This is a genomic window from Skermanella sp. TT6 (assembly GCF_016653635.2).
In the GTDB taxonomy this organism is placed as follows: domain Bacteria; phylum Pseudomonadota; class Alphaproteobacteria; order Azospirillales; family Azospirillaceae; genus Skermanella; species Skermanella cutis.
The window spans coordinates 4,139,667-4,161,942 of sequence record NZ_CP067420.1 but is presented as its reverse complement, the minus strand read 5'-3'; the positions used below and the strand labels follow the sequence as shown (position 1 = coordinate 4,161,942).

The 22,276-nt window shown below is 68.6% G+C and carries 18 protein-coding genes; 7 read left to right on the top strand and 11 right to left on the bottom strand.

Translation table 11 applies throughout. The annotated features are described in order from the left end of the window. Positions 1-210 precede the first annotated feature (210 nt). The 3 genes from IGS68_RS19395 to IGS68_RS19385 all read left to right on the top strand — a co-directional run bounded on the left by IGS68_RS19395 (position 211) and on the right by IGS68_RS19385 (position 4,827). Entirely contained in the window at positions 211-2,274 is a 2,064-nt protein-coding gene (locus tag IGS68_RS19395) for a methyl-accepting chemotaxis protein (protein WP_201072787.1), read from the top strand. A gap of 167 nt (positions 2,275-2,441) precedes the next feature. After that, a complete protein-coding gene (locus tag IGS68_RS19390; RefSeq protein WP_201072785.1) occupies positions 2,442-3,938 on the top strand; it encodes a sensor histidine kinase in 1,497 nt (498 codons plus the stop codon). A 112-nt stretch (positions 3,939-4,050) separates the two neighbouring features. Next, positions 4,051-4,827, top strand: coding sequence for a CatB-related O-acetyltransferase (locus tag IGS68_RS19385; RefSeq protein WP_201072783.1), 777 nt, complete (start codon positions 4,051-4,053; stop codon positions 4,825-4,827). Between the two features lie 79 nt (positions 4,828-4,906). Here IGS68_RS19385 and accC read toward each other — a convergent pair whose 3' ends face one another. The 6 genes from accC to IGS68_RS19355 all read right to left on the bottom strand — a co-directional run bounded on the left by accC (position 4,907) and on the right by IGS68_RS19355 (position 10,450). Further along, positions 4,907-6,247, bottom strand: coding sequence for an acetyl-CoA carboxylase biotin carboxylase subunit (accC, locus tag IGS68_RS19380; protein WP_201072781.1), 1,341 nt, complete (start codon positions 6,245-6,247; stop codon positions 4,907-4,909). A 12-nt stretch (positions 6,248-6,259) separates the two neighbouring features. Next, positions 6,260-6,721, bottom strand: a complete 462-nt coding sequence (gene accB, locus IGS68_RS19375; protein WP_201072779.1) for an acetyl-CoA carboxylase biotin carboxyl carrier protein — start codon at positions 6,719-6,721, stop codon at positions 6,260-6,262. A gap of 1 nt (position 6,722) precedes the next feature. Beyond that, positions 6,723-7,187: a type II 3-dehydroquinate dehydratase gene (gene aroQ / locus IGS68_RS19370; RefSeq protein ID WP_201072777.1), complete on the bottom strand. Its 465-nt coding sequence runs from the start codon at positions 7,185-7,187 to the stop codon at positions 6,723-6,725. Positions 7,188-7,401: 214 nt separating this feature from the next. Beyond that, positions 7,402-7,965: a MarR family winged helix-turn-helix transcriptional regulator gene (locus IGS68_RS19365; protein WP_247880980.1), complete on the bottom strand. Its 564-nt coding sequence runs from the start codon at positions 7,963-7,965 to the stop codon at positions 7,402-7,404. A gap of 269 nt (positions 7,966-8,234) precedes the next feature. After that, positions 8,235-9,464, bottom strand: coding sequence for an NO-inducible flavohemoprotein (gene hmpA, locus IGS68_RS19360; RefSeq protein ID WP_201072775.1), 1,230 nt, complete (start codon positions 9,462-9,464; stop codon positions 8,235-8,237). Between the two features lie 365 nt (positions 9,465-9,829). Further along, the gene (locus IGS68_RS19355; protein WP_201072773.1) at positions 9,830-10,450 is read right to left on the bottom strand and encodes an HAD family hydrolase; all 621 of its coding nucleotides are present in this window, start codon (positions 10,448-10,450) and stop codon (positions 9,830-9,832) included. A 127-nt stretch (positions 10,451-10,577) separates the two neighbouring features. Between IGS68_RS19355 and maiA the strand changes: the two genes are divergently transcribed. Beyond that, positions 10,578-11,216: a maleylacetoacetate isomerase gene (gene maiA, locus IGS68_RS19350; protein WP_201072771.1), complete on the top strand. Its 639-nt coding sequence runs from the start codon at positions 10,578-10,580 to the stop codon at positions 11,214-11,216. A 78-nt stretch (positions 11,217-11,294) separates the two neighbouring features. On the opposite strand, the gene IGS68_RS19345 is transcribed toward maiA, so the two are convergent. Together IGS68_RS19345 and IGS68_RS19340 are read right to left on the bottom strand one after the other, a co-directional pair. Then, on the bottom strand, positions 11,295-12,062 hold the full coding sequence (locus IGS68_RS19345) for a DsbA family protein (protein ID WP_201072769.1): 768 nt from the start codon (positions 12,060-12,062) through the stop codon (positions 11,295-11,297). 116 nt (positions 12,063-12,178) lie between these two features. Further along, the gene (locus tag IGS68_RS19340) at positions 12,179-13,531 is read right to left on the bottom strand and encodes a M48 family metalloprotease (RefSeq protein WP_247880979.1); all 1,353 of its coding nucleotides are present in this window, start codon (positions 13,529-13,531) and stop codon (positions 12,179-12,181) included. A gap of 163 nt (positions 13,532-13,694) precedes the next feature. On the opposite strand from IGS68_RS19340, the gene IGS68_RS19335 reads away from it, so the two are divergent. The 3 genes from IGS68_RS19335 (at position 13,695) to ltrA (ending at position 18,162) form a co-directional block, all read left to right on the top strand. After that, a complete protein-coding gene (locus IGS68_RS19335) occupies positions 13,695-15,026 on the top strand; it encodes a gamma-glutamyltransferase (protein WP_201072759.1) in 1,332 nt (443 codons plus the stop codon). A 45-nt stretch (positions 15,027-15,071) separates the two neighbouring features. Beyond that, positions 15,072-16,217 (top strand): pyridoxal phosphate-dependent aminotransferase, encoded by a 1,146-nt coding sequence (locus tag IGS68_RS19330; protein ID WP_201072757.1) that lies wholly within the window; start codon positions 15,072-15,074, stop codon positions 16,215-16,217. Between the two features lie 565 nt (positions 16,218-16,782). After that, positions 16,783-18,162: a group II intron reverse transcriptase/maturase gene (ltrA, locus tag IGS68_RS19325; protein ID WP_201072755.1), complete on the top strand. Its 1,380-nt coding sequence runs from the start codon at positions 16,783-16,785 to the stop codon at positions 18,160-18,162. 114 nt (positions 18,163-18,276) lie between these two features. On the opposite strand, the gene IGS68_RS19320 is transcribed toward ltrA, so the two are convergent. The 3 genes from IGS68_RS19320 to IGS68_RS19310 all read right to left on the bottom strand — a co-directional run bounded on the left by IGS68_RS19320 (position 18,277) and on the right by IGS68_RS19310 (position 22,165). Further along, the gene (locus IGS68_RS19320; protein WP_201072753.1) at positions 18,277-19,833 is read right to left on the bottom strand and encodes a GTPase family protein; all 1,557 of its coding nucleotides are present in this window, start codon (positions 19,831-19,833) and stop codon (positions 18,277-18,279) included. Then, the gene (locus IGS68_RS19315) at positions 19,830-21,089 is read right to left on the bottom strand and encodes a YcjF family protein (protein WP_201072751.1); all 1,260 of its coding nucleotides are present in this window, start codon (positions 21,087-21,089) and stop codon (positions 19,830-19,832) included. The genes IGS68_RS19320 and IGS68_RS19315 overlap by 4 nt, the downstream gene beginning before the upstream one ends. A 95-nt stretch (positions 21,090-21,184) precedes the next feature. Next, on the bottom strand, positions 21,185-22,165 hold the full coding sequence (locus IGS68_RS19310) for a 2-hydroxyacid dehydrogenase (protein WP_201072742.1): 981 nt from the start codon (positions 22,163-22,165) through the stop codon (positions 21,185-21,187). Positions 22,166-22,276 lie beyond the last annotated feature (111 nt).

The window sequence follows — 22,276 nt, the reverse complement described above, 5'->3', positions numbered from 1 at the left end:
GGGCCGCCTTGCGGACCGGTTCGCCCGAACACGCGGGCCGGCAATATAGGGCGCGACATATCGGCCATGCCCGAAATCGAAACGATTTTTTTAGAATCGGAGGCCGAAAGTCCCAGTGTAATAGACTAATAATCACCTTGCAGGCCCGGCCTGAAGACTGTCGTGAATTGGGCAGTTTTGTGACATTCATGTTTCGGGATCATGAACACCATGTCGAATGCGGCCATCCTGGATAGTTTGACAGAGTGCGAAGCATCTATTCTTCTGTCCGGATCCGCCGATGCCGCCGACAGGCCCGGCATCCTGTCGCGCCTGGGGATCGGCACGCGCGTCGGATTGCTCGTGATCGTCGCCCTCGCCACGGTCATCGTCATGGTGGGGATGTTCCTGCTGGCGGACCGGCACATGAACCAGGCGACCGGCAGGCTCGGGTCCTTCGGCGACCTGGTGGTGCTCGCCGCCTCGGCGGAGCGGCGGGTGGCCGATCTCCAGATCCAGGCGCGGGACTTCATCGCCAACCGTGATTCCCGCGCGGCCGCCGCCTTCCGGACCCGCGCCGCCGAGGTCGACCGCCTGCTCGACCGGGTCGCCGCCCATCCCGCGACCGGCACCGCCGCCGGCCAGGTCGACGCCATGCGCTCGACCCTGCGCCACGCGGCGGAGCAGTTCGCCGGCGTGGAGGAGACCCTGAAGGTCATGGGGCTGGACGAGGAGAGCGGCCTGCGGGGCAAGCTGCGCGCCTCGGTCGGCGCGGTCGAGACCGAACTGCGCAGATGGCCGATCGGCATGGTGGCCCAGACCTACGTGCGCATGCTGACCATGCGGGTGGTCGAGAAGGACTTCCTGCTGTACGGCGACGTCGGCGTGATGGGCGCCCACAAGAAGGCGTTCCGGGAGTTCGAGTTCGGCATGATGGACTCGGGCCTCGACGCGCCGACCCAGGAGGCGCTGGTCACCCTCGCGACGGCCTATCGCGCCGACCTCGCCGCCCTGGTGGAGCACCAGGGCAAGCTGGTGCAGGAGGTGGCGGCGTTCAACACCGCCCTGGCCGCGATGCCCGGCCGGTTCGCCGGCCTGTTCGACTTCGCGAGCGCCGGGATGGAGGCGGCCCGGACCGACAAGGACCATGTCCGCGACGCGACCGGCCGGACGGGGCTGATCGCCGGGGCCGGCATCATCGTGCTGTTCCTCCTGCTCAGCCTCGTGCTGGTCCGCAGCATCACCAGGCCCCTGCGCTCCATCGAATGCGCCATGCAGCGTCTGGCGACCGGCGACCGGTCCTCCATCGTGCCGGGGGCGATGCGCCGCGACGAGATCGGCGCCATGGCGCGGGCCATCGAGGTGTTCCGGAGCAACGCGGAGGAAATGGAGCGGCTGAAGGCCGAGGACGAGATCAAGGAGCGCCGCCGCAAGGAGGAGTTCGCCGCCCGCCTCGCCAGCCTCGCGAGCGCATTGGAGTCGGAGGTCCAGTCGACCGTCACGGCGGTGATCGAGCAGGCCGCCGGCATCGCCGAACTCGCGGAGCGGCTGAGCGCCGCGGCGCGGCGCACGGGCGAGCAGTCGGCCGGCGTGGCGGAGGCGGCACGCGACGCGACGGCCAACGTGCAGACCGTCGCCCTCTCGACCGAGGAACTGGCGACGTCGTCCCGGGCGATCGGAACCCAGGTCGCCGAGGTCATGGACATCGTGAAGCGGGCGGTCGGGCAGGGCGAGCAGACACGGCAGGTCGTGGCGAAGCTGGCCGACGCCGCGCGCAACATCGGGGATGCGGCCAAGCTGATCACCGGCATCGCCAGCCAGACCAATTTGCTGGCCCTGAACGCCACGATCGAGGCGGCGCGCGCCGGCGAGGCGGGCAAGGGATTCGCCGTGGTCGCCAGCGAGGTGAAGGTCCTGGCGACGCAGACGGGGCAGGCGACCGATCGGATCAGCGGCCAGATCGTCGCGGTCCAGGGCGCCGCCGAGACCGTCATCTTCCATATCCACGAAGTCCAGGAGGTGATCAGCCGGATCGACGCGATCGCCGAACGGATCGCCGGGTCGGTCACCGACCAAGGCAGCGCCACCGAGACGATCAGCCGCAACGCGACATCGGCCGCGAACGGAACCGGCGAGGTATCCCAGCGGATCACCGCGGTTTCCGAGGATGCCAGCGAGACGCGCGGGCTGGCGCTGGTGCTCGACAACAGCGCCGTGGTGGTCTCCACCCAGGTGAAGCACCTGAAGGAACGGCTGAACCAGCTCCTGAACGAATCCCGCAGCCTCGACGCCTGAACGCCCGGGCAGTCGGGTGAATATGATAAACTTTAGCTTAACTTAATTGGGATCAACTGCCCGATACCGTTGGGGTCGATTTCCGGCAGCAGGACCCGGGCGGCGCCAGCGTCCCGGAGTCCCGCCGGGACGGACGGCTCATCCGGACCGGCTGCGGACATGTGGGGATGATGGCTCGCCTCTTCGACCGGCTTTCCTTCCGGCAGGCCCGCAACACGGTCATCATCGCGCTCCTCCTGGGAATCGTCGCCAGCGGGCTCGATCTGGTGGACGATGCCCACCGAGAGCGGGAGGTGCAGGGCCGCACGTTGGAGGAGGTCACCCGGATCATCGAGGAGGCCGCGGCGAAGGCCGCCTACGATCTGGACTCGTCCCTGGCCTCCGATGTCCTGAAGGGCCTGCTGAGCTACCAGCCGATCTTCCAGGCGCGGATCCAGGACGAGTTCGGCGCCAAGCTCGCGGTGCGCGAGCGTCCCCTGGTGGAGTCCCGGCTTAGGCTCTTCTCGGAATGGCTGTTCGGAACGTCGCTCGACATCACCGTGCCGCTCTATTACGAGCCGGTGAACCGGCCGCGGCTGGAGATCGGCAAGCTCTACGTCGCCGTCGACAGCCACATCGTCGCGACGGCCTTCCTGGAGCGGGCGCGCTCCACGCTGATCAGCGGCCTGTTCCGCAACCTGCTGCTGGGGCTGCTGCTGACCGCCATGTTCCATATCATGGTGACCAAGCCGATCCTGGCGATCAGCAAGGACTTCACCCGGATCGACGCCCAGTCGCCCGGCAGCCACCTCGTCGAGGTTCCGCCCGGCCACGACGCCGACGAGATCGGGCTGCTGGTCGGCAGGACCAACCAGTTCCTCAAGGCGTTCGACGCGTCGCTGCGCGAGCGGGCGCGCTATGCCGACGAACTGCGCGGCGCCCTGATCCGCGCGGAGGAGGGGAGCCGGGCCAAGTCCCAGTTCCTGTCGACCATGAGCCACGAACTGCGCACGCCGCTGAACGCGATCATCGGCTTCTCCGAGCTGATCCGCGACGATCCCGCGTCGGTGGCCAGGGGAGCGATGCTGGGCGACTACGCGCGCGAGATCCACGGGAGCGGCAACCAGCTGCTCCAGATCATCAACGATCTGCTCCACCTGACCGAGATCGACGCCGGACGGCACGCCATCTACCCGGAGATCCTCGACGTCCGGCACATGCTGGAGGCTTGCGTCCGCCAGATGTCCGCGACGGCCCGCGAGCGCAAGCTGACCCTGACCGTCGGCATCGAGGCCGGCTGCCCGGCCCTGAGGGCCGATCCGCGCGCCGTCCGGCAGATCCTGCTGAACGTCCTTTCCAACGCGCTGAAGTTCACGCCGGAGGGCGGCGTCGTGACGGTGGATGCGGCACCCGTCGGCGACCGGGTCGTCCTCACCGTGGCGGACACCGGCATCGGGATCGACCCGGTCAACCTGCCGCGCGTTTGCGAGCCGTTCTGGCAGGCCGAGCCGGTCCTGTCGCGCCGGTACGGCGGCACCGGGCTGGGGATGCCGCTGGTCCAGGCCCTCGTGGACCTGCACGACGGCACATTGCGGATCGCAAGCGTCGTGGGAGAGGGAACGACCATCGCGATCGAGCTGCCGGCAGCAATCATCGCCCGGCCGGTCAGTACGGCCCGGGCATAACGGAGCAGCCGGGAGTATACTCGGCTGCATGCGCCCATAAACTCTTTGTAAAGCTGAAGACTTCCATAATCGAGGAGGTAATTCACATATGCATTGGATTTGAGGCGATATCATGAGTTTTGCGACTGTCGACTTCGGGACGAACCCCGCCGCTCGTCTGGCGACTCTGGGATTGAAGCTGCCTCAGACCCGCGGCGTCCTGGCGCTCAACCAGACCTCGTTCTTCGAGCCGCCGACCATGGTCCAGGCGCACATCGCATCGAAGACGGTCGTCCAGGTCGGCGCCTTCTGCTCGATCGCCGGGGGCAAGATCGGCAACGTGCGGGTCGGGCGATACTGCTCGATCGCGCCGGAAGTCATGATCGGGTCGAACGAGCATCCGGTCGATTGGCTGACCAGCTCGCGCGTCACCCATGTCGCGGACCTGCACGACTGGGCCCGTTTCTGCGCCCCGGACCGGGTGGACGAGATCCGGCGCCAGCGCGTGCCGTTCAAGGACGCCTGCAAGATCACCACGATCGGCAACGACGTCTGGATCGGGCAGGGGGTGTTCATCAAGGCGGGAGTCACCATCGGCGACGGCGCGATCGTCGCCGGCAGGTCCGTGGTGGTCAAGGACGTGCCGGCCTATTCCATCGTGGCCGGAACCCCGGCCACGGTGAAGCGCATGCGTTTTCCCGAGGCGACCGTCGAGCGGCTGGTCCGCCTGCAGTGGTGGCGCTACTCGATCTTCGACCTGTTCGGCCTGCCGTTCGACCGGATCGACGAGACCCTGGACGGGATCGAGGCGAAGGTCGAGGCCGGCGCGCTGGCCGAATACGCGCCGGAGAAGGTCACCATGGACCGCCTCCGCGTCCTGTTCGAACCGGCCGCCCAGGCCGCGGAGTAGATGTGCGGAGGGGCGGCGCCCCGCCGCCCGAGGCGCGCGCGACGCGCACCCTCCCCATGGGCAGCACTCCGGCCGACGCCTATTTCAGCTTCATCAGCTGTTCCAGCCAGTGGATGTCGTAGTCGCCGTTGATGAAGTTGGTCTCGGCGATGATCCGGCGGTGCAGCGGCAGGCTGGTGTCGACGCCGCCGATCACGAACTCCTCCAGCGCGCGGCGCAGGCGCATCATGCATTCGTTGCGCGTGGTGCCGTGGACCACGAGCTTGGCGATCAGGCTGTCATAGTGCGGCGGCACGCGATAGCCGTCGTAGAGCGCGCTGTCCACCCGCACGCCGAGCCCGCCCGGCGCATGGTAGCCGTCGATCCGGCCGGGGGAGGGGACGAAGGTCTCCGGGTGCTCGGCGTTCACGCGGCATTCGATCGCGTGGCCGTGGAAGCGGATGTCGTCCTGGGCGTAGCCCAGCGGCGCGCCGGTCGCGATGCGGATCTGCTCGCGGACCAGGTCGATGCCGGTGATCATCTCGGTGATCGTGTGCTCGACCTGCAGGCGGGTGTTCATCTCGATGAAGTAGAACTCGCCGTCCTCGAACAGGAACTCCATGGTGCCGACGCCGCGGTATCCGAGCTGCGCGGTGGTGCGGGCGGCGAGGTCGCCGATGAAGGCCCGCTGGGTCGCGTTCAGCGCCGGCGAGGGCGCTTCCTCGATCACCTTCTGGTGCCGCCGCTGGACCGAGCAGTCACGCTCGCCGAAATGGACGGCGTTGCCGTGCATGTCGCCCAGGAGCTGGATCTCGATATGGCGCGGCCGGGACAGGTACCGCTCCATGTAGACCTGGTCGTTGCCGAAGGCGGCGCGCGCCTCGCCGCGGGCGAGCTGGTAGGCCTCCCTCAGCTGGTCGGCCGAATAGGCCACCTTCATGCCCTTGCCGCCGCCGCCGGCCGCCGCCTTGATCAGCACCGGATAGCCGGTGCGCTCGGCGACCTCGACCGCCTCCTCCAGCGTGTCGACCGGGCCGGACGAGCCGGGCACCACCGGAAGCCCCAGTTCCAGCACCGTCTTCTTGGCGGTGACCTTGTCGCCCATGATGCGGATATGCTCGGGCGTCGGGCCGATGAAGGTGAAGCCGTGCTCCTCCACCATCCGGGCGAACTGGGCGTTCTCGGACATGAAGCCGATGCCGGGATGGATGGCATCGGCGCCGGTGATGGTCGCGGCCGTCAGGATCGCCGGGATGTTCAGGTAGCTCTCGCGGGCCGATGCCGGACCGATGCAGACCGCCTCGTCGGCGAGCCGCACATGCATGGCGTCGGCGTCGGCCGTGGAATGGACGGCGACGGTCTGGATCCCCATCTCGCGGCAGGCGCGGTGGATGCGGAGCGCGATTTCGCCTCGGTTGGCGATCAGAACCTTTTCGAACAACGGGATGGTCCCTTATTCGATGATCAGGAGGACTTCGCCGAACTCGACCGGCTGGGCATCCTCGACGAGAACCTGGGCGATCGTCCCGGCCTTCGGGGCCTTGATCGGGTTCATCACCTTCATCGCCTCGATGATCAGCACGGTCTGGCCGGCCTTGACCGTGTCGCCGACGCGCACGAACGGAGCGGCACCCGGCTCCGGCGAGGTATAGGCGGTGCCGACCATCGGCGAGGTCAGCGCCCCGGGGTGGCTCGACACGCCGAGGGCGGCCGGAGCCGATGTCGGGGCCGCAGCCGCCGCGGGGGCGGGAGCGGTGCCGGCCGGGGCATGGGAGAAGAACGCCGGCGTGCCGCCGCCCTTGGTGACCCGGATGCGCTTCTCGCCTTCGGCGAACTCGATCTCGGTCAGCCCCGTTTCGTCCAGCAGGCCCGCGAGCTTGCGGACCAGTTCACCATCGATGTCGAAAGTCGCCATGTCAGTTCCCGTCATTCATGTCGGCATCGATCAGCCGCGCCAACGCGTCCAGCGCGAGGAGATAGCCATGCGCGCCGAAGCCGCAGATGACACCCTTCGCGACAGGCGACACATAGGAGTGGTGGCGGAAGGCCTCGCGCCGGAAAACATTGCTCAGATGCACCTCGACAACCGGAAGCTCGGTGACCGAGAGGGCGTCCATGATCGCGACCGAGGTGTGCGTGTAGGCCGCCGCGTTCAGGATGATGCCGTCATGCTCGCCGCGGGCCTGCTGGATCCAGGAGACCAACTCGCCTTCGATGTTGGACTGCCGGAAATCGATCGCGATGTTCAGCGACTCGGCATGCTCCAGGCACAGCGCCTCGATGTCGTCGAGGGTCTCCGTCCCGTAGATGGCCGGCTCACGGACGCCGAGCATGTTCAGGTTTGGGCCGTTGAGGATCAGGACTGAGGGCTCGATCGCCAAGGGAAGCGGCTTTCCGGCTGCGGTTGCGTTGGCGCGTTTATAGCACTTGTCGATCCTTCGGCAATGGCCGCGGGGTGCCTGCGGCCGGCCTGCGGCGAAATCACCACGATTTCGAAGTATCCCGGCCGACCTGTGGCGGAAAAGCCGCGACGACGGCCGCGCGCCCGCATGCGCCGTTCAGCGCCCCGCATGCGGCTGCATCCGGGGCTTCCCCTTACTCCTCGTCCTGGGGGCCGTGCAGCTCCCGCGCCCGGGCATGGAGTCGGGCCAGCATGTCGTAGAGCTGGACGTTCTCCTCGGCTGTCAGCGATGCCAGCAGATGGGTCTGGAGGTTCGCCGCCAGGGGCACGATCTGGTCGTGGATTCCGCGTCCCTTGGCGGTCAGGGTGAGCACCGACCGGCGCCGGTCCACCGAGTCGATGCCGCGGTCGACCAGCCCGCCGTCCACGGCGCGGGCGACGGCCCGGCTGACCTGCACCTTGTCCATCGCGGTGCGGTCGCAGACCGCGTTGGCCGACAGCGGGCCGAACCGCGCCAGGACGGCCATGATCCGCCACTCCGCGACGGTGAGCCCGAATCGCTGCTCGTAAAGGCGGGCGAGCGCCCGGCTGACGGTGTTGGACAGCACCGATAGCCGGTAGGGCAGGTAATCCTCCAGGATCAGGGCCGGAGCGGCCGGCAGGTCGCGGGTCAGGTCCTCGTCGGGCTGCCTGGCATCGGTTCTCGGGTCCAACCGGTTCGCGGTCGCGACTTCCATCTCGGCAGGGTGAGCGGTCATGGGAAATTCCTTTGACAAGGTTTCACCTGCTGCAGGTTTCTTTTGCGCTAAATCCCGGCATTCGTCATCATGAACCCCGTGGAGGGGCTGGGTGCAAATGAAATCATTGGTCGTGGATAAGATTGTGCCTTAAAGAGTCCGGAAAATGAACATAATTGGCAGGCGATAGGTCCTCCAGGCGTAATCTTGTTGCGAATCCCTCGCACAAAGGCCGGTGCCGCGGGACGGCACCGGCCACAGGATCCGGGCACGGCACGGCGGCGCCGGGCTCAGGCGTAGAGTTCGTCCGCCGGACCGAAGAACTCGTAGTGCAGGCGGTCCCGATCCACGCCGAGATCGGTCAGCGTTCGGGCCAGCAGCCTCATGAAGGGCTTGGGACCGCAGAAATAGAAATCTGCGTCCGTGTGCGGCACGATCCGGCCCAGCCATTCCGGGGTGATCATGCCGGCATGGTCGAAGTCGCGGCCGGGTACGTCCTGCGGGCCGGGCTGCTCATAGAAGGTCACGGCCTTGACGCCGGGATGGCTGGCGGCGACCGCCCTGACATGGTCCTTCATGGCATGGTGGGCGCCTGATCGGGTTCCGTGGACGAACAGGGTCGGTCGCCCGGCGCCGGCGGCGACGATGCTGTCGAGCATGCTGACCATGGGGGTCAGGCCGACGCCGCCGCTCAGCAGGACCACCGGGCGTTCCGCCACCGGGTCGTCCAGGAAGAAGTCGCCGGCCGGGGCCGCGACCTTCAGCACGGTGCCGGGGCCTCCGTGGTCGTGCAGGTAACCGGAAACCAGGCCCGGCCCGGCTGCGGGATTGCCGGCCGGCGCCGGCTCGCGCTTCACGCTGATGCGGTAATGGTCGGTCCCGGGAGCGCAGGACAGGCTGTAGTTCCGGACCACGGAGCCGTGGCCCGGCAGGTCGAAGCGGAAGGTCAGGTACTGACCGGGTTTGAAAGCCATCAGGGCGCCCCCGTCGGCGGGCTTCAGGTAGAACGACTTGATGATGTCGCTTTCGGTCGTGACGCGGTCGATCACGAAGTCGCGGTAGCCGGTCCAGCCGCCCGGCTGGGCCACCTGTTCGCCGTAGATCACCCGTTCGCGGCCGATCAGCACGTCGGCCAGGAACCCGTAGGCTTCCGCCCAGGCGTCCATGATCTCGTCGGTGGCGGCGGGGCCGAGCACGTCGCGGATCGCCTGGAGCAGCGCCGTCCCGACATGGGGATAGTGCTCGGGAAGGATGCTCAGGGCCACATGCTTCTGGGCGATGCGCTCCACCATCGGGCCAAGCGCCTCCAGCCGATCGATGTTCTCGGCGTAGGCCAGCACGGCCAGTGCCAGCGACCTGGGCTGCGATCCGGTCTCGCCATGGTGGGACTGGTTGAAGAGATCCCTGATCTCCTCGTTCCGGAACAGGATCTGGTACATCCTGCGGGTGATATCCAGCCCCTTGTCCTTGAGCGCCGGGACGGTCGCCTTGACCACCTGGACCGTTTTCGCTGACAGCATGGGTCTTCCCTCCGTTCGAATGCGCGACTGATCGAAAAAACATACATGAGAAATACATGTTTTTGTCGGCATCAAAGAATGCGGCGGATTGTCATCGCCCGAACGCGCGAGTAGCCGGAACCGTTCCACGGCCGTCTGGCACGCTGATTGCTGGGTCAATCATAGGATTGCTCTTCTGGTAGAGCGTTCCTTCGTTCATCGTCATGACTGGGCTTGACCCGGTCATCGCTTGCAGGCTTCATCAGCGCCGCCATGCAGGGAGATACCCGGATCAAGTCCGGGTATGACGAAAAGGGGGCGCTTCCGCCTATAATTAAGCCTTTTGAGAAACACGCAACCATCTTGCCGGACAGCCGTGGAGCGGTTCAGAGCATCCCATACCGGGCCAGGTCCCTGCGCAGGGATCCGGCATCGGTGAAGCGGACCGCGTGCATGCCGACGTGCCGGGCGCCCTCGACGTTCTTTTCCACGTCGTCGATGAACAGCGTGTCACCCGCCGACAGGCCGTGGTCGTCCAGCAGGCGGCGGTAGATCGCGGGATCGGGCTTCAGCAGGCGCACCTCGCCCGAAACGACGATGCCGTCGAAGGCGTTCAGCACGTCGAAGCGCCGGCGCGCCCGGTCCAGCTTGTCCACCGAGAAGTTGGTGATGCAGTACACCTTTTGTCCGCGCCGCTTCAGGTCCCACACGATGTCGGCGGTGTCCGGGATGGGACCCGGCACCATCTCGTCCCACTCCAGGTCGTAAGCCGCGATCAGCTCCGCCTTTTCGGGATGGCGGGCGCTCAGTTCCTCGACCGCCTCCTTCCAAGGCCGCCCGGCGTCCTGCTGAAGGTTCCAGTCGGGCGTACAGACGGTCGCGAGGAATTCCTCCATGGCGGCGGTATCTTCCGCGAACAGCTTGCGGTACAGGTATCGGGGGTTCCAGTCGATGAGAACACCGCCGATGTCGAACACGGCGATGCTGGGGTCGGCAGATCTCGGCATGGAGTCGGGCCTTGTGATATTGAAGGGTGCGACCGTGCGGCCAGATGCGGATGCTGGGTGACTCGGTATACTAACAGATGCGCGGACGGGCGGCATCCCGCAACCGCGAAGGAGCGGAGTATCGTTAATGAAGCTTTTTGGTTATTTCCGGTCGTCGGCGGCCTACCGGGTTCGAATCGCCCTTAATCTGAAAGGGCTTGAAGTCGACCATCGGTTCGTCCACCTCCGCAAGGGGGAGCAGTCCGCGCCCGAATATGGCGCGCTGAACCCGCAGGGCATGGTTCCCCTGCTGATCGACGGCCCGCACGTCCTGACCCAGTCGCTCGCCATCATCGAGTACCTGGAAGAAACCAATCCCGAGCCGAGCCTGCTGCCCAAGCACCCGATCGAACGGGCGCGCGTACGCGCCATCGCCCAGGCGATCGCGTGCGACATACACCCGCTGAACAACCTCCGTGTCCTGCGCTACCTGGTCGGGCCGATGAAGGCTTCCGACGAGGCGAAGAACGAGTGGTACAGGCACTGGGTCGTCGAGGGACTGACGGCCCTGGAGCGGACCCTGACGCCGGCCGCCGGGACCGGCACCTTCTGCCACGGCGACCAGCCGACCTTGGCGGACGTATGCCTGGTGCCCCAGGTCTACAATGCCGAGCGCGCCGACATCGACCTGTCGCCCTTTCCGCGGATCATGAAGATCGTGTCCGCCTGCCGGGAGCTTCGCGCGTTCCAGGACGCCGATCCGGCCAAGCAGGCCGACGCCGAGTGACCGCCGGCCACCGGCGCCGGGCCCGTCCAGGGTTCGGTGCCGGCGGCGACGCGCTTCCCGCCGGGCGGTCGGCGCCGGTCAGCCGGCGCGCCCTGCGGCGACCAGTTCCTTCAAGCGGTCGAGGCCCACGGCCCCGGGGATGATCTGGTCCCCGACCACGAAGGCCGGCGTGCCGCGGATGTTCAGTTCGCTGGCGAGCCGCATGTTCCGCTGGAGCGTCTCCTGGATCTCCGGCGACTCCATGTCCTTCTTCAGGCGCTCCATGTCCAGCCCGACGGAATTGGCGATGCGGAAGATCTTGTCGTCGTCGAGCTGTCCGCGGTTCTCCATCAGCGCCGCGTGCAGGGCGTCGTACTTGCCCTGGCGGTGGGCCGCCAGCGCCGCCCGAGAAGCGGTCAGCGATGCCGGGCCGAGGATCGGGAACTCCTTGTAGACCAGCCGAAGCTTGCCGTCGGACTCCAGCAGACGGCGGACATCGGCATGGACCGCCTTGCAGTAGCCGCACTGGTAATCGAAGAACTCCACCAGCGTCACGTCGCCCTGGGGGTTGCCGGCGACCGGCGAGGCCGGATTGCGGAACAACTCCTCCTGGCGGCTGACCAGCGCGCCGCGCTGGGCCTCCGCCTGCGCGGCCTCCTGCCGCTCCTGGAAAGCCGTCAGCGATTCGACCAGAACCTCGGGATGGGCGAGCAGGTAGTCGCGCACGATCTGCTCGATCGCCGCCTTGCCCGCGGGCGTATCGAGCGCCGGCTGTTGGGCCTGCGCGCCTGTCGGTGGCGCGAGGCCGACCAGGGCCGACAGGGCGGCTGCGGCGAACAGGCGGGGCAGGAATGCTGGGCGGTGCATCAGGTGTTCTCCGAATGGGGCTTGCCGCACGATGGCGAATCGGGAGCGCGGCGACAAGCCCTCTCGCGGCCGGCTTTCCGACCTGGGGACCGGCTTTCCGGCCGGGGATGGGCGGATCAGCGTGTCGGCAGACGCTCGGTGGCGGTCCGGATATCCTGGGCGCGGATCCAGCCGGGCGATCCGGCGGGGAGCTGGTTCTCCGCCTTCTCCGCATGGAACCGCGCGACTGCCCGGTCGCCGCGCGCCATGGCCTCTTCGGCCAGGGCGTATGACAGCATGCCTTGCTGGTTCTCGCGGCCATAGACGGTGGCGATCAGGCGCCAGGTGAAGGGGGTGCGCGGCTCCTTCGCGGCCGCGGCCTTCAGGTGCTTCAATGCCTCGTCGAGCAGCGAGTCGTCGTTGGTCTCGACCAGGGCATGGGCCAGGGAACTGCGCAGCAGCGCCGAATCCGGCAGCAGCTCGACCGCCTTCCGGTAGGGTGCGATCGATTCCGCCACCCGGCTGTTCTCCAGCAGCACCTGTCCCTTCAATTCGTGGAAGAACGGGTTGTCGGGCTCCTCCTTGATGAGCTGGTCGATCAGGGGGAGCGCCTGCCTGATGTCGCCGCGCTGGTACAGCGCGATCGCCCGGCCGTAGCGGGGCGCCACCTCGGTGTCGGAGTCGCGGTAGCGGTGAAGGGCGATCTGGGGCTGGATGAAGCCCATCAGCTTGGCCTTCATCCGGGCGTGCATCTCGACGAACTCGGCCGGGGCCTTTCGGTCCGACACGCGGGAATGCTCGACATGGTAGCGGACGCTCTCGATCCGGTCCTGGGTCAGCGGGTGGGTGCGGACGAAGGCGTCCTGGCGGTCGGTCGGCCGCAGGTCCTGTCCGGCCAGCTTTTCCAGGAAGTTGAGCAGTCCGCGGGCGGAGACGCCCGCCTGGTCCATGTAGCCGAGCGCCGCCTGGTCCGCCGTGCTTTCCTGTGCCCTGCTGTAGGCCAGGTAGGAGCGCCGGGCCATTTCCTGCCCACCGCCGAGGATGGCGGCGCCAGCGCCCGCCTCGCCGGTCGCCAGCGCGGCGCCGATGCCGAGCAGCGCCGACAGGATGGCCTGGGCCGAGGCCCCCTCCATCGCCTCCTGCGTCCGGATCAAATGGCCGCCGGCGATATGGCCGATCTCGTGCGCGATCACGCCGATCAGCTCGTCCGGGTTTTCGCTTTCCTGAAGCAGGCCGGTATGGATGAACAGGTTCATGCCGCCCGCCACGAAGGCGTTCAGGGAGCTGTCCTTGACCAGCGCGATCTCGACGCTGTCCCCGTTGATCCCGGAAGCTTCGAAGATTGGCCCCGCGTAAGTGCGGATGATATGTTCGATCTCGGCGTCGCGGATGAACTGGAGGCGACGCTGCTGCGCTTCCGCCGGCGCGGCCGAAACCACCACCAATGCTAAGGCCGAAAACGCCGCGGCGAGGATACGAATCTTGACCACCAGTTTCCGCGGTAAACGCAAAGTCATGCCCTCTCCCACATGCCAGTCCGGATCTGGAGGCCGGACGGCGATCCCGCGTCCAGCTTATACGCGAATCTGGCAACGCTTGGGCATTATTACCATGGTCGCCGCCGCCGTGGGGGGCTGCGCATCCAATCAGCCCATGCGCGTCGGTGCCCACCAGGTGAATGCGGGGGTCGCGGCGGACGAACCGCGGGCCACGGTCATCGGCCGTGACATCCTGGCGCAGGGCGGCAACGCGGTCGATGCGGCGACCGCCATGGGGCTCGCGATGGCGGTGACCCTGCCGACCCGCGTCGGGCTGGGCGGCGGCGGGATCTGCGTCGTCCACGACGCGGCCACCAAGCAGACCCGCACCCTGGATTTCCTGCCCAGGTCCCCGAACGGCGGACAGGTCGCGGTGCCGGCCATGCTGCGCGGGCTGGCGACCCTGCACGCGGCCCACGGCAAGATGCGCTGGGAGCAGCTGGTCGCGCCGGCGGAGGCGAAGGCCCGGTTCGAGACCCAGATATCCCGCGCGCTGGCCCGCGACCTCCAGGTGTTCGGCGACGTCGCCGGCGACGATGCCGAGGCCCGGCGCCTGTACCTGCCCAACGGTCCCCAGCCGCCCGGCGAGGGGCAGAAGCTGGAGCAGCCCGATCTCGCCGGCGTGCTGGCCCAGGTGCGCCAGCGCGGCGCCGGCGTCTTCTACACCGGGCAGCTGGGCGCCCGGATCGCCGAGAGCGTCGGGCTCGACGCCGCCACCCTGGCGTCCTACCAATCCCAGTGGCGCGGCACCGCCGAGGTCAGGCACGGCAACGAGGTGATGCATTTCGCGGCGCCGCCGGAAGGAGCGCCGGCCGCCGACTCCCTGAGGGCGGCGCTGGAGGCCCCGTCCGGCGGGCGCAACGCCGGGCTGGTCCGCGCGCTGGAGAAGGTCGAGCCCGAGGGGCCGCCGACGGCGGGCCTGGTGACGTTCGACCCGTTCGGTCAGGCGGTCGCCTGCACCTTCTCGGTCGGTGCCCCGATGGGGACGGGGAAGATGATCCCGGGTACCGGCATCCTCCAGGCCGCGGCGACCGGCGCGCGCGGGATCGGCGGTCCGGCGATCCTGGTCAACCCCAACCTGAACCAGCCCCGCTTCGCCGGCAGTGCCGGCCTGATCGGCGTCGGCGTCGGGGAGGAAGGGGCGGGCGCCGCTCCGGCCGCCCTGGTCAACGTGGCGCTCCGGACCCTGGAGCAGGATATGAACGCGCTCGACGCGGTGACGGCACCCCGGCTGGCGCCCGATCCCGCCGGCGGGACCCTGATCGAGGAGACCGCCGAACGGCCGGCCAGCCGCGAGACGTCAGGCGTCCAGGGCGAGATCTACGGCGTCCAGGCGCTCGGCCGGGTCAATCTGGTGAGCTGCAAGGTCAATCGAAACGACGGCAGCAGGTCCTGTTCCGCGGCGACCGACCCGCGCGGGTTCGGCCTCGCTTCCAGCATCCAATAGCCACGGTTCCGTCGTTTTTCATAATCAGGGTTTCATGGTCAGGGTATGTCACTGAAAATAGCAAAGCGGGGAGCCATCTCCCCGTTCATCGTCATGGAAGTCATGCGTGCCGCGGCCGAGCGGGAAGCCGCCGGCGGCGACGTGCTCCACCTGGAGGTCGGGCAGCCGTCCACCGGGGCGCCGGCGGCGGTGATCGAAGCCGCCAAGAAAGCGCTCGACGGCGACAGGCTGGGATACACCGATGCGCTGGGCATCCCGCCGCTGCGCTCCGCCATCGCGCGGTTCTACCACGACCGCTACGGCCTGCCGGTGCCGGAGCGGCGCGTGGTCGTCACGACTGGGTCGTCGGCCGGGTTCCTGCTCGGCTTCCTGGCGGCGTTCGAGCCGGGCGACCGGGTCGCCATGGCGGCCCCGAGCTATCCGGCCTACCGCAACATCCTGATGGCGCTGGGCATCGTCCCGATCGAAATGCCCGCCGGGCCGGAAACCCGGTTCCAGCCGACGGTCGAACTGCTGGAAGGGCTGGGGTACCCGGTGGAAGGCCTGATCGTCGCCAGCCCGTCCAACCCGGCGGGCACCATGCTGGGGGCTGACGAGCTGCGCCGGCTGGCGACCTACTGCCGCGACAAGGGCATCCGGCTGGTCTCGGACGAGATCTATCACGGCATCTGCTACGAGGGGGCCGCCGCGTCGGCGCTGGCGGTGACCGACCAGGCACTGGTGATCAACAGCTTCTCCAAGTACTTTTCCATGACGGGCTGGCGGCTGGGCTGGATGGTCGTGCCCGACGACCTGGCCCGCTCGATCGAGTGCCTGAGCCAGAATCTGTTCATCTCCCCGCCCAGCCTGTCGCAGCACGCGGCCTGCGCGGTGTTCGGCTGCACGGAAGAGCTGGACGCCAACGTCGCCCGCTACGCCCGCAACCGCGCGCTTCTGCTGGAGGAATTGCCGAAGGCCGGATTCGACCGGCTGGCCCCGGCGGACGGCGCGTTCTACGTCTACGCCGACATTTCGGCGATGACCGACGACAGCGAGGCGTTCTGCCGCCGCATGTTGGCCGAGACCGGCATCGCGGCGACCCCGGGCGTGGATTTCGACCGCGACCGCGGCCACCATTTCATGCGCTTCTCCTTCGCCGGCTCGACCGACGACATGACCGAAGCCGTGAAGCGGCTGAAGGCTTGGCAGTGAGAGGGACGGGTTTTGAATCATCCACAGATGGACGCAGAGAGCGCCGGGAGACCGGCAAGGAGTAGCGGGTGAAAGTCCTGTACGGTGAAGGAGTAGCGATCCACACCGGCCCCGAGTCATGCGGCGGCGGTCGTGAGGCCGCCGGCGAAGCGTTGACAGGGGAGCGCATAGGCCAGCCATTGAGCCGCGTAAGAATCTCGATCCCGGATGCCGACAGGGTTCTGTGCCTGGAAGGCGATACGGCGGGGCGCGTCATGCGAGCACCCCGGCGGTCCGGCGTGGTCAGAGACCCTGGCATGTGCGGACGCTCCTTGCGCGGGAACCGGGAGATCTTCGGCGTGACCACGGGCCGATGGCCGTCTGGTCCGCACCGGGAAGGCGAGGAGCCGTAGCCGGTGATGCACGCGCCGAAGAGGTATCGCCTTCGGCGTTAGCTAAAGCTCCAGACCCATCCATAGTACCGACGAAGCCGGCGAACGCGGACGCGGAGCCGGTGGAGGGAAGGGGTGGGGCCGAGGGGAATGCGTCTCCGCCGCACACGGGCCGGGCTCAGGACCGGGCACCCGTGCTCTCGGGGCTGGAGCGCATACGGCAAGCGGCACGGGAGCGAAAGGAGGAGCGGTTCACCACCCTTCTGACGCACGTGGATACCGACCTGCTGCGCTTTGCCTATCGGGCATTGAAGCGGGACGCGGCTCCGGGTGTGGACGGAATGACGTGGCGGGAGTACGCGGAGGGGCTGGAGGAACGGCTGGCGGACCTGAAGGACCGCGTGCATTCCGGCCGCTACCGGGCGCATCCGTCACGCCGGCATCTCATCCCCAAGCCGGACGGCCGGATGCGGCCGCTCGGGATCGCGGCGCTGGAGGACAAGATCGTCCAGCGGGCGCTGGTGGAGGTGCTGAACGCCATCTACGAGGAAGACTTCCTCGGCTTCTCCTACGGCTTCCGGCCGGGACGGGGGCAGCACGACGCGCTCGACGCGTTGGCGGTGGCGATCGGCGAGTGCCGGGTGAACTGGATCCTGGATGCAGACATCCGGGCGTTCTTCGACAGCATCGACCACATGTGGATGATGCGGTTCCTGGAACACCGGATCGGCGATGCCCGCGTCCTGCGGCTGATCCGCAAGTGGCTGACGGTCGGCGTGGTGGACGAGACGGGGAAACGGCAGCCGGCGACGGCCGGCAGCCCGCAAGGGGCGGTGGCATCGCCGCTGCTGGCCAACGTCTATCTCCACTACGTCTACGACCTGTGGGTCCGGCAGTGGCGCCAGCGCCACGCGACCGGGACCATGGCCGTGGTGCGCTACGCCGACGACACCGTCGTCGGGTTCGAGCACCGGTCGGACGCCGAGCGGTTCCTCGCGGACCTGCGGGAGCGCCTGGCGCGGTTCGCCCTGGAACTGAACGCCGACAAGACCCGCCTGATCGAGTTCGGCCGGCAGGCAGCTGCCGACCGGGCCAGGCGCGGCGCGGGCAAACCGGAGACCTTCGACTTCCTGGGCTTCACCCACATCTGTGGGCGGTCCCGGCGTGGCGGCTTCCTGCTGAAACGCCAGACCCGGCGCCAGCGCAAGCAGGCCAAGCTCAAGGAAATCAAGGAGGAACTCCGGCGACGCCGGCACCAGGGCATCCCGGAGCAAGGCCGGTGGCTGGGACAGGTGATGAGCGGCTTCTACGCCTACTTCGCCGTCCCGACCAACTACCGGGCCCTTGCCAACCTGCGCTACCATGTCGGCGTCCTGTGGATGAGGGCGCTGCGCCGGCGCAGCCAGAAGGACAAGACACCGTGGGAAAAGCTCACGCGCCTTGCCGATCACTGGCTGCCACGGCCGCGCATCATCCATCCCTGGCCCGGAAACCGCTTTCGCGTCAAACACCTAAGGTGGGAGCCGGATGCCTTAATCGGGCACGTCCGGTTCTGTGCGGGGGGCGCCCGGTAACGGGCGTCCCTACCGCGATTGGACACGGATTTTTAATTCTATTTTTCTCATCTGTGTTCATCTGCGTTCATCTGTGGATCGTATAATCCTCTAGCTCCGCATAACGTAAGAGTTTCAAGTCTTTGTCCGCGCGCCGGCGATCCCCTCCAGGACCAGACCGGACAGCAGGCGACCTCCGGTCACGATCTGGCGGGCGACGCCCGCGACACCGCCGGCCGAACCGGCCAGCCGCAGCAGGCGGATGAGTTGGCTCTGCCGGGCCTCCGGAACGCGGGCCAGCACGGCGGTCCAGACGGCGTCGACGTTGTAGAGAGCCCCGGCGTCCAGCCGCGCCGGCACCACGTCGGTGGCGGCCACTCCCAGAGCCTCCGCCGCCGACTCCATGGCGGCCCGGATGGTTTCCGCCTTCCGGCCAGAAGGGACGGCTATGTCGTAGGGCGGCTGCCACTCGTTGAACGGCCGCAGCCGGTCGATGTGGGACATCACCACTACGACCGGCGGCGCCCGGAACTGCGGTTTTCCCGCGAAATGGCCGCGTAGCGCGTCGAGCAGGCGGCGATCCAGGTCGCGGGCGCCGTCGTTGGCCGGAGCCACCCACAGGATCAGGTCGCAGTTCTCGGCCAGATCCACCAGCTTGGGGATTGCCGTCTCCCGTTCCAGTCCGGCGCAGTCGACCAGTTCGAGCGCCGGCCGGTCGTCGGCGCCGCGCACCGAGTGGCTGGTCGGCTGGCCGGTCGCCGCCAGCACGTCGACCGCCGCGACCACCTCGCCGCACAGGGCGTTGACCAGGCTCGACTTGCCGGCATTGACCTTGCCCGCGACCAGCAGGCGCAAGGGCATCGCCGGAGCCGCCGGCTCGGCGACCGCGGGCGGCTCCAGCCGGTCCAACTCGTCGATGTCGGCGCGCAGCCGGCCGCTGTACAGGTTGATCGCCTCGCGGCCGATCTCCTCCACCACGATGCGGGCGATCCGGTCCAGCATCAGGGACGACAGACCCTCGGCGGCGAAGCCCTGGAACCGGCGGCTCAGCTCCGCCGCAAGCGCCTGCGCCGGGTTGATCGCCAGCCGGATGGCACGCCAGGGACCGTCCGCGCTGTGCGCGACGCTCGCCACCGTGCGCTTGACCCGGTAGAGCCGGAGCACGTCGCCGATCCTCACCGAGCGCGATCCCGGCACCGCCTGGACGGTCAGCGCCCGGGTGCGGCGGCTGATCCGCTCGGCCAGCAGCAGCGCCTCCGGCAGGGTGAAATGCCACAGCGGCTCCGCCCGCTCCGGGTGGTAATGGCGGGCGACCTCCTCGATGACGGCGCGCCCGGTGGCGAGCAGCGCCCGCTGGTCCACCAGCAGGCGGCCGGAGGTCTGGGCCGCGAAGCCCTGGACTTTCTGCCAGGCGACCTTGTCGCTCGGCGACCAGCCTGGGTCGGGCGGCGTCTCCTCCCCGCCGGCGGTCTTCCCTTCACCGGAAGTCACCGGGCCGGCCGGCCGGCGCGCCCGGCGGAACATCAGTCCCGCCGCCAGGAAGCACAGCGCCGTTCCCAGGAACCAGTGGATGAAGCCCTGCCGTTCCCACAGCCAGACGGCGCCCAGCGGGACCAGCGCCAGGAAGGGCAGGCAGGCGGCGGCCAGCGCGCCCAGCCACCAGGACCCCTGCCGGCCGAGGATCCGCTTCACGACCCGCTCTTCCCGCCGGGGTCGCGGGAGAACATCCGGCTGGCCCGGGCCACTCCGGTGGCTTCGGCCATGGCGCGGCGGAATTCCTCCGCGACGGCGTCGGCGTCGAACCGCGCGCCGGTCCGGCGGCTGCTCAGATAGAGGATGGCGGCGTGGCCGAGCCCGTAGGTGGTGGCGAAGCTGGCCGCCCCCGCGGCGGCGCCGCCGATCACGGTGCCGTAGCCCGGCACCAGCTTGACCAGCTGCCGCACGCCGAACTGGGCGCCGAAGCGCAGCAAAGCCCCCGCGCCCAGGCAACCGGAGAACTCCGCCAGGGTCGCCCGTGTCCAGGTCACGCCCAGCATGCCGGCGAGGCTGTGCAGCATCTTGCCCTGGACGACGGGAACCCCGATCACCCCGGCCACCGGGAGCATGTCGATCGCCCCGGCCGCCGCCGCGTAGCCCCAGATGTGGGACGCCGCACGGCCGGCCCCCGGCCTGCCGGAGTTCTGAAGGCTGTGCCGCATCATCGACACGACCCCGTCGGCCGAACCGGCTTCCAGCGCGGTCCACAGCCGGTCCACCCCGTAGTCGGCGGGGGCGAGTCCGTCCTCCTCGGGCGTGAAGTCGATCGGGGCGAAGCGGACGGCGCCGTTGCCGGGCAGCTTGGCGAAGGCTGCCCGCTGGGCCGCGAGGCTGCGGTCCAGCGCCTCGATGCCGCTTGGCAGGGTGCCGTCGCCGAACGGGTAGGGCAGGGGATGCGCCGGGGCTCCCGGCCCTCCATAGAAGTCGTGCAGCGTGGTCTGGGCGACCACCACGGGCCAATCGGGATGGCGGCGGCGCACGCGGGTCAGCGCGTCGAGCACCGGGGCCGGCACCGGCCCCATCGCCCGGACGACCACCAGCACCAGATGCGCCTGCTTCTCGCACAGGGCGAGGTCTTCCGCCGGGTCGTAGGCGACCTCGCCCAGGCCGCGGGTGTCGAGGAACCGGACGACCGGCGCCTCCTCGGGAAATTCGTAGATGCGGGCGGTCGCCGTGCAGGGCCGGTAGCCGGTCCCGACCTCGGCGTCGCTGCTGCCGGTCAGCGTGCGGATGATCGAGCTCTTGCCGGAGCCGACCATGCCGAGCAGCCAGATCACCGGCGCCCGGGCCCGCGCCTCCTCGGCGATGCGGGTGTCGGCCGGCGCATCGGGCTTCGCATTCAGGACCGTGTCGTAGACGTCCTTCCAGAAGGAGGAGATCTGTTCGCCGGCCCGCCCTAGAATCGACTGCATGGTTCATCCGCCCCGGTCGGGTTCAGTCCCTCCGCGCGCCCGCCGGGCCGCGGCACCGGATCGAAGTGGTACAAAACCGGGCGTCCGCACGCAAGCTACGCCACCCGGTTCGGCGGCTCCTTCCCCGCGAAGAAGGCGTCCAGGTTGTCGAGCGCCGTGAAGCCCATGGCGTCGCGGGTCCGGTCGGTGGCGCTGCCCATATGGGGCAGCAGGAAGGTGTTGGGCAGGCCCGCATAGCCGGGGTGCAGCTTCGGCTCGTTCTCGAACACGTCCAGGCCGGCCGCCGCCAGCTTGCCGGAGCGCAGCGCCGCGATCAGCGCCTCGTCGTCCACCAGCGTGCCGCGCGCCGTGTTCACCACCACGGCGCCGTCGGGCAGCCGGGCGATCCGCTCCGCGTTGAGCCAGTGATGGGTTTCCGGCGTGGCGGGGCTGTGGATCGACAGGAAGTCGGCCGCCGGCAGCATGTCGTCGGCATCGGCATGGTAGATCGCGCCGGCTTCCTCGGCGGCCGGCAGCCGGCGGCGGTTGTGGTAGTGGATCTCCATGTCGAAGCCGCACGCGCGGCGCGCCATCGCCTGGCCGATCCGTCCCATGCCCAGGATCGCCAGCCGCTTGCCGGTGACATGGGTGCCGATCAGCTGGGTGGGCGCCCAGCCGTCCCAGCGGCCTTCCCGGATCATCCGTTCGCCCTCGGCGGCGCGCCGGGCGGCGCCCAGCAGCAGCAGGAAGGCGATGTCGGCCGTGGCGTCGGTCAGCACCCCCGGCGTGTTGGCGACCACGATGCCGCGCTCCTTCGCGGCGGCCAGGGCGATATGGTCGGTCCCGACGGAGAAGGTGGCGATCATCCGGACCGAGTCGGGGAGCGCCCGGATCAGGGCGGCGGGAACCGGATCGACCGCGCAGACCAGCAGGGCGTCGGCACCTTCCGCCCGACGTGCCATCTCCTCCGCGCCATAGGGATGGTCGTCCTCGTTGGTCAGGATGCGATAGTCGCGGCCGGCGCGGGTCATGACCGCATCGGGATACCGGCGGGTCAGGAGGAGAACGGGGCGGGTGGTCCCATGCGGGGCGTTCATCGGGCTGTCCTCTGGCGCTTGAACTCGCTTATTCCGGGGGAAATGCCGAAAAAGGATGTTTCGGCTTTTTCCCGCGCGCGAAACTACTATGCTTACCCCCGGGCTTCACGC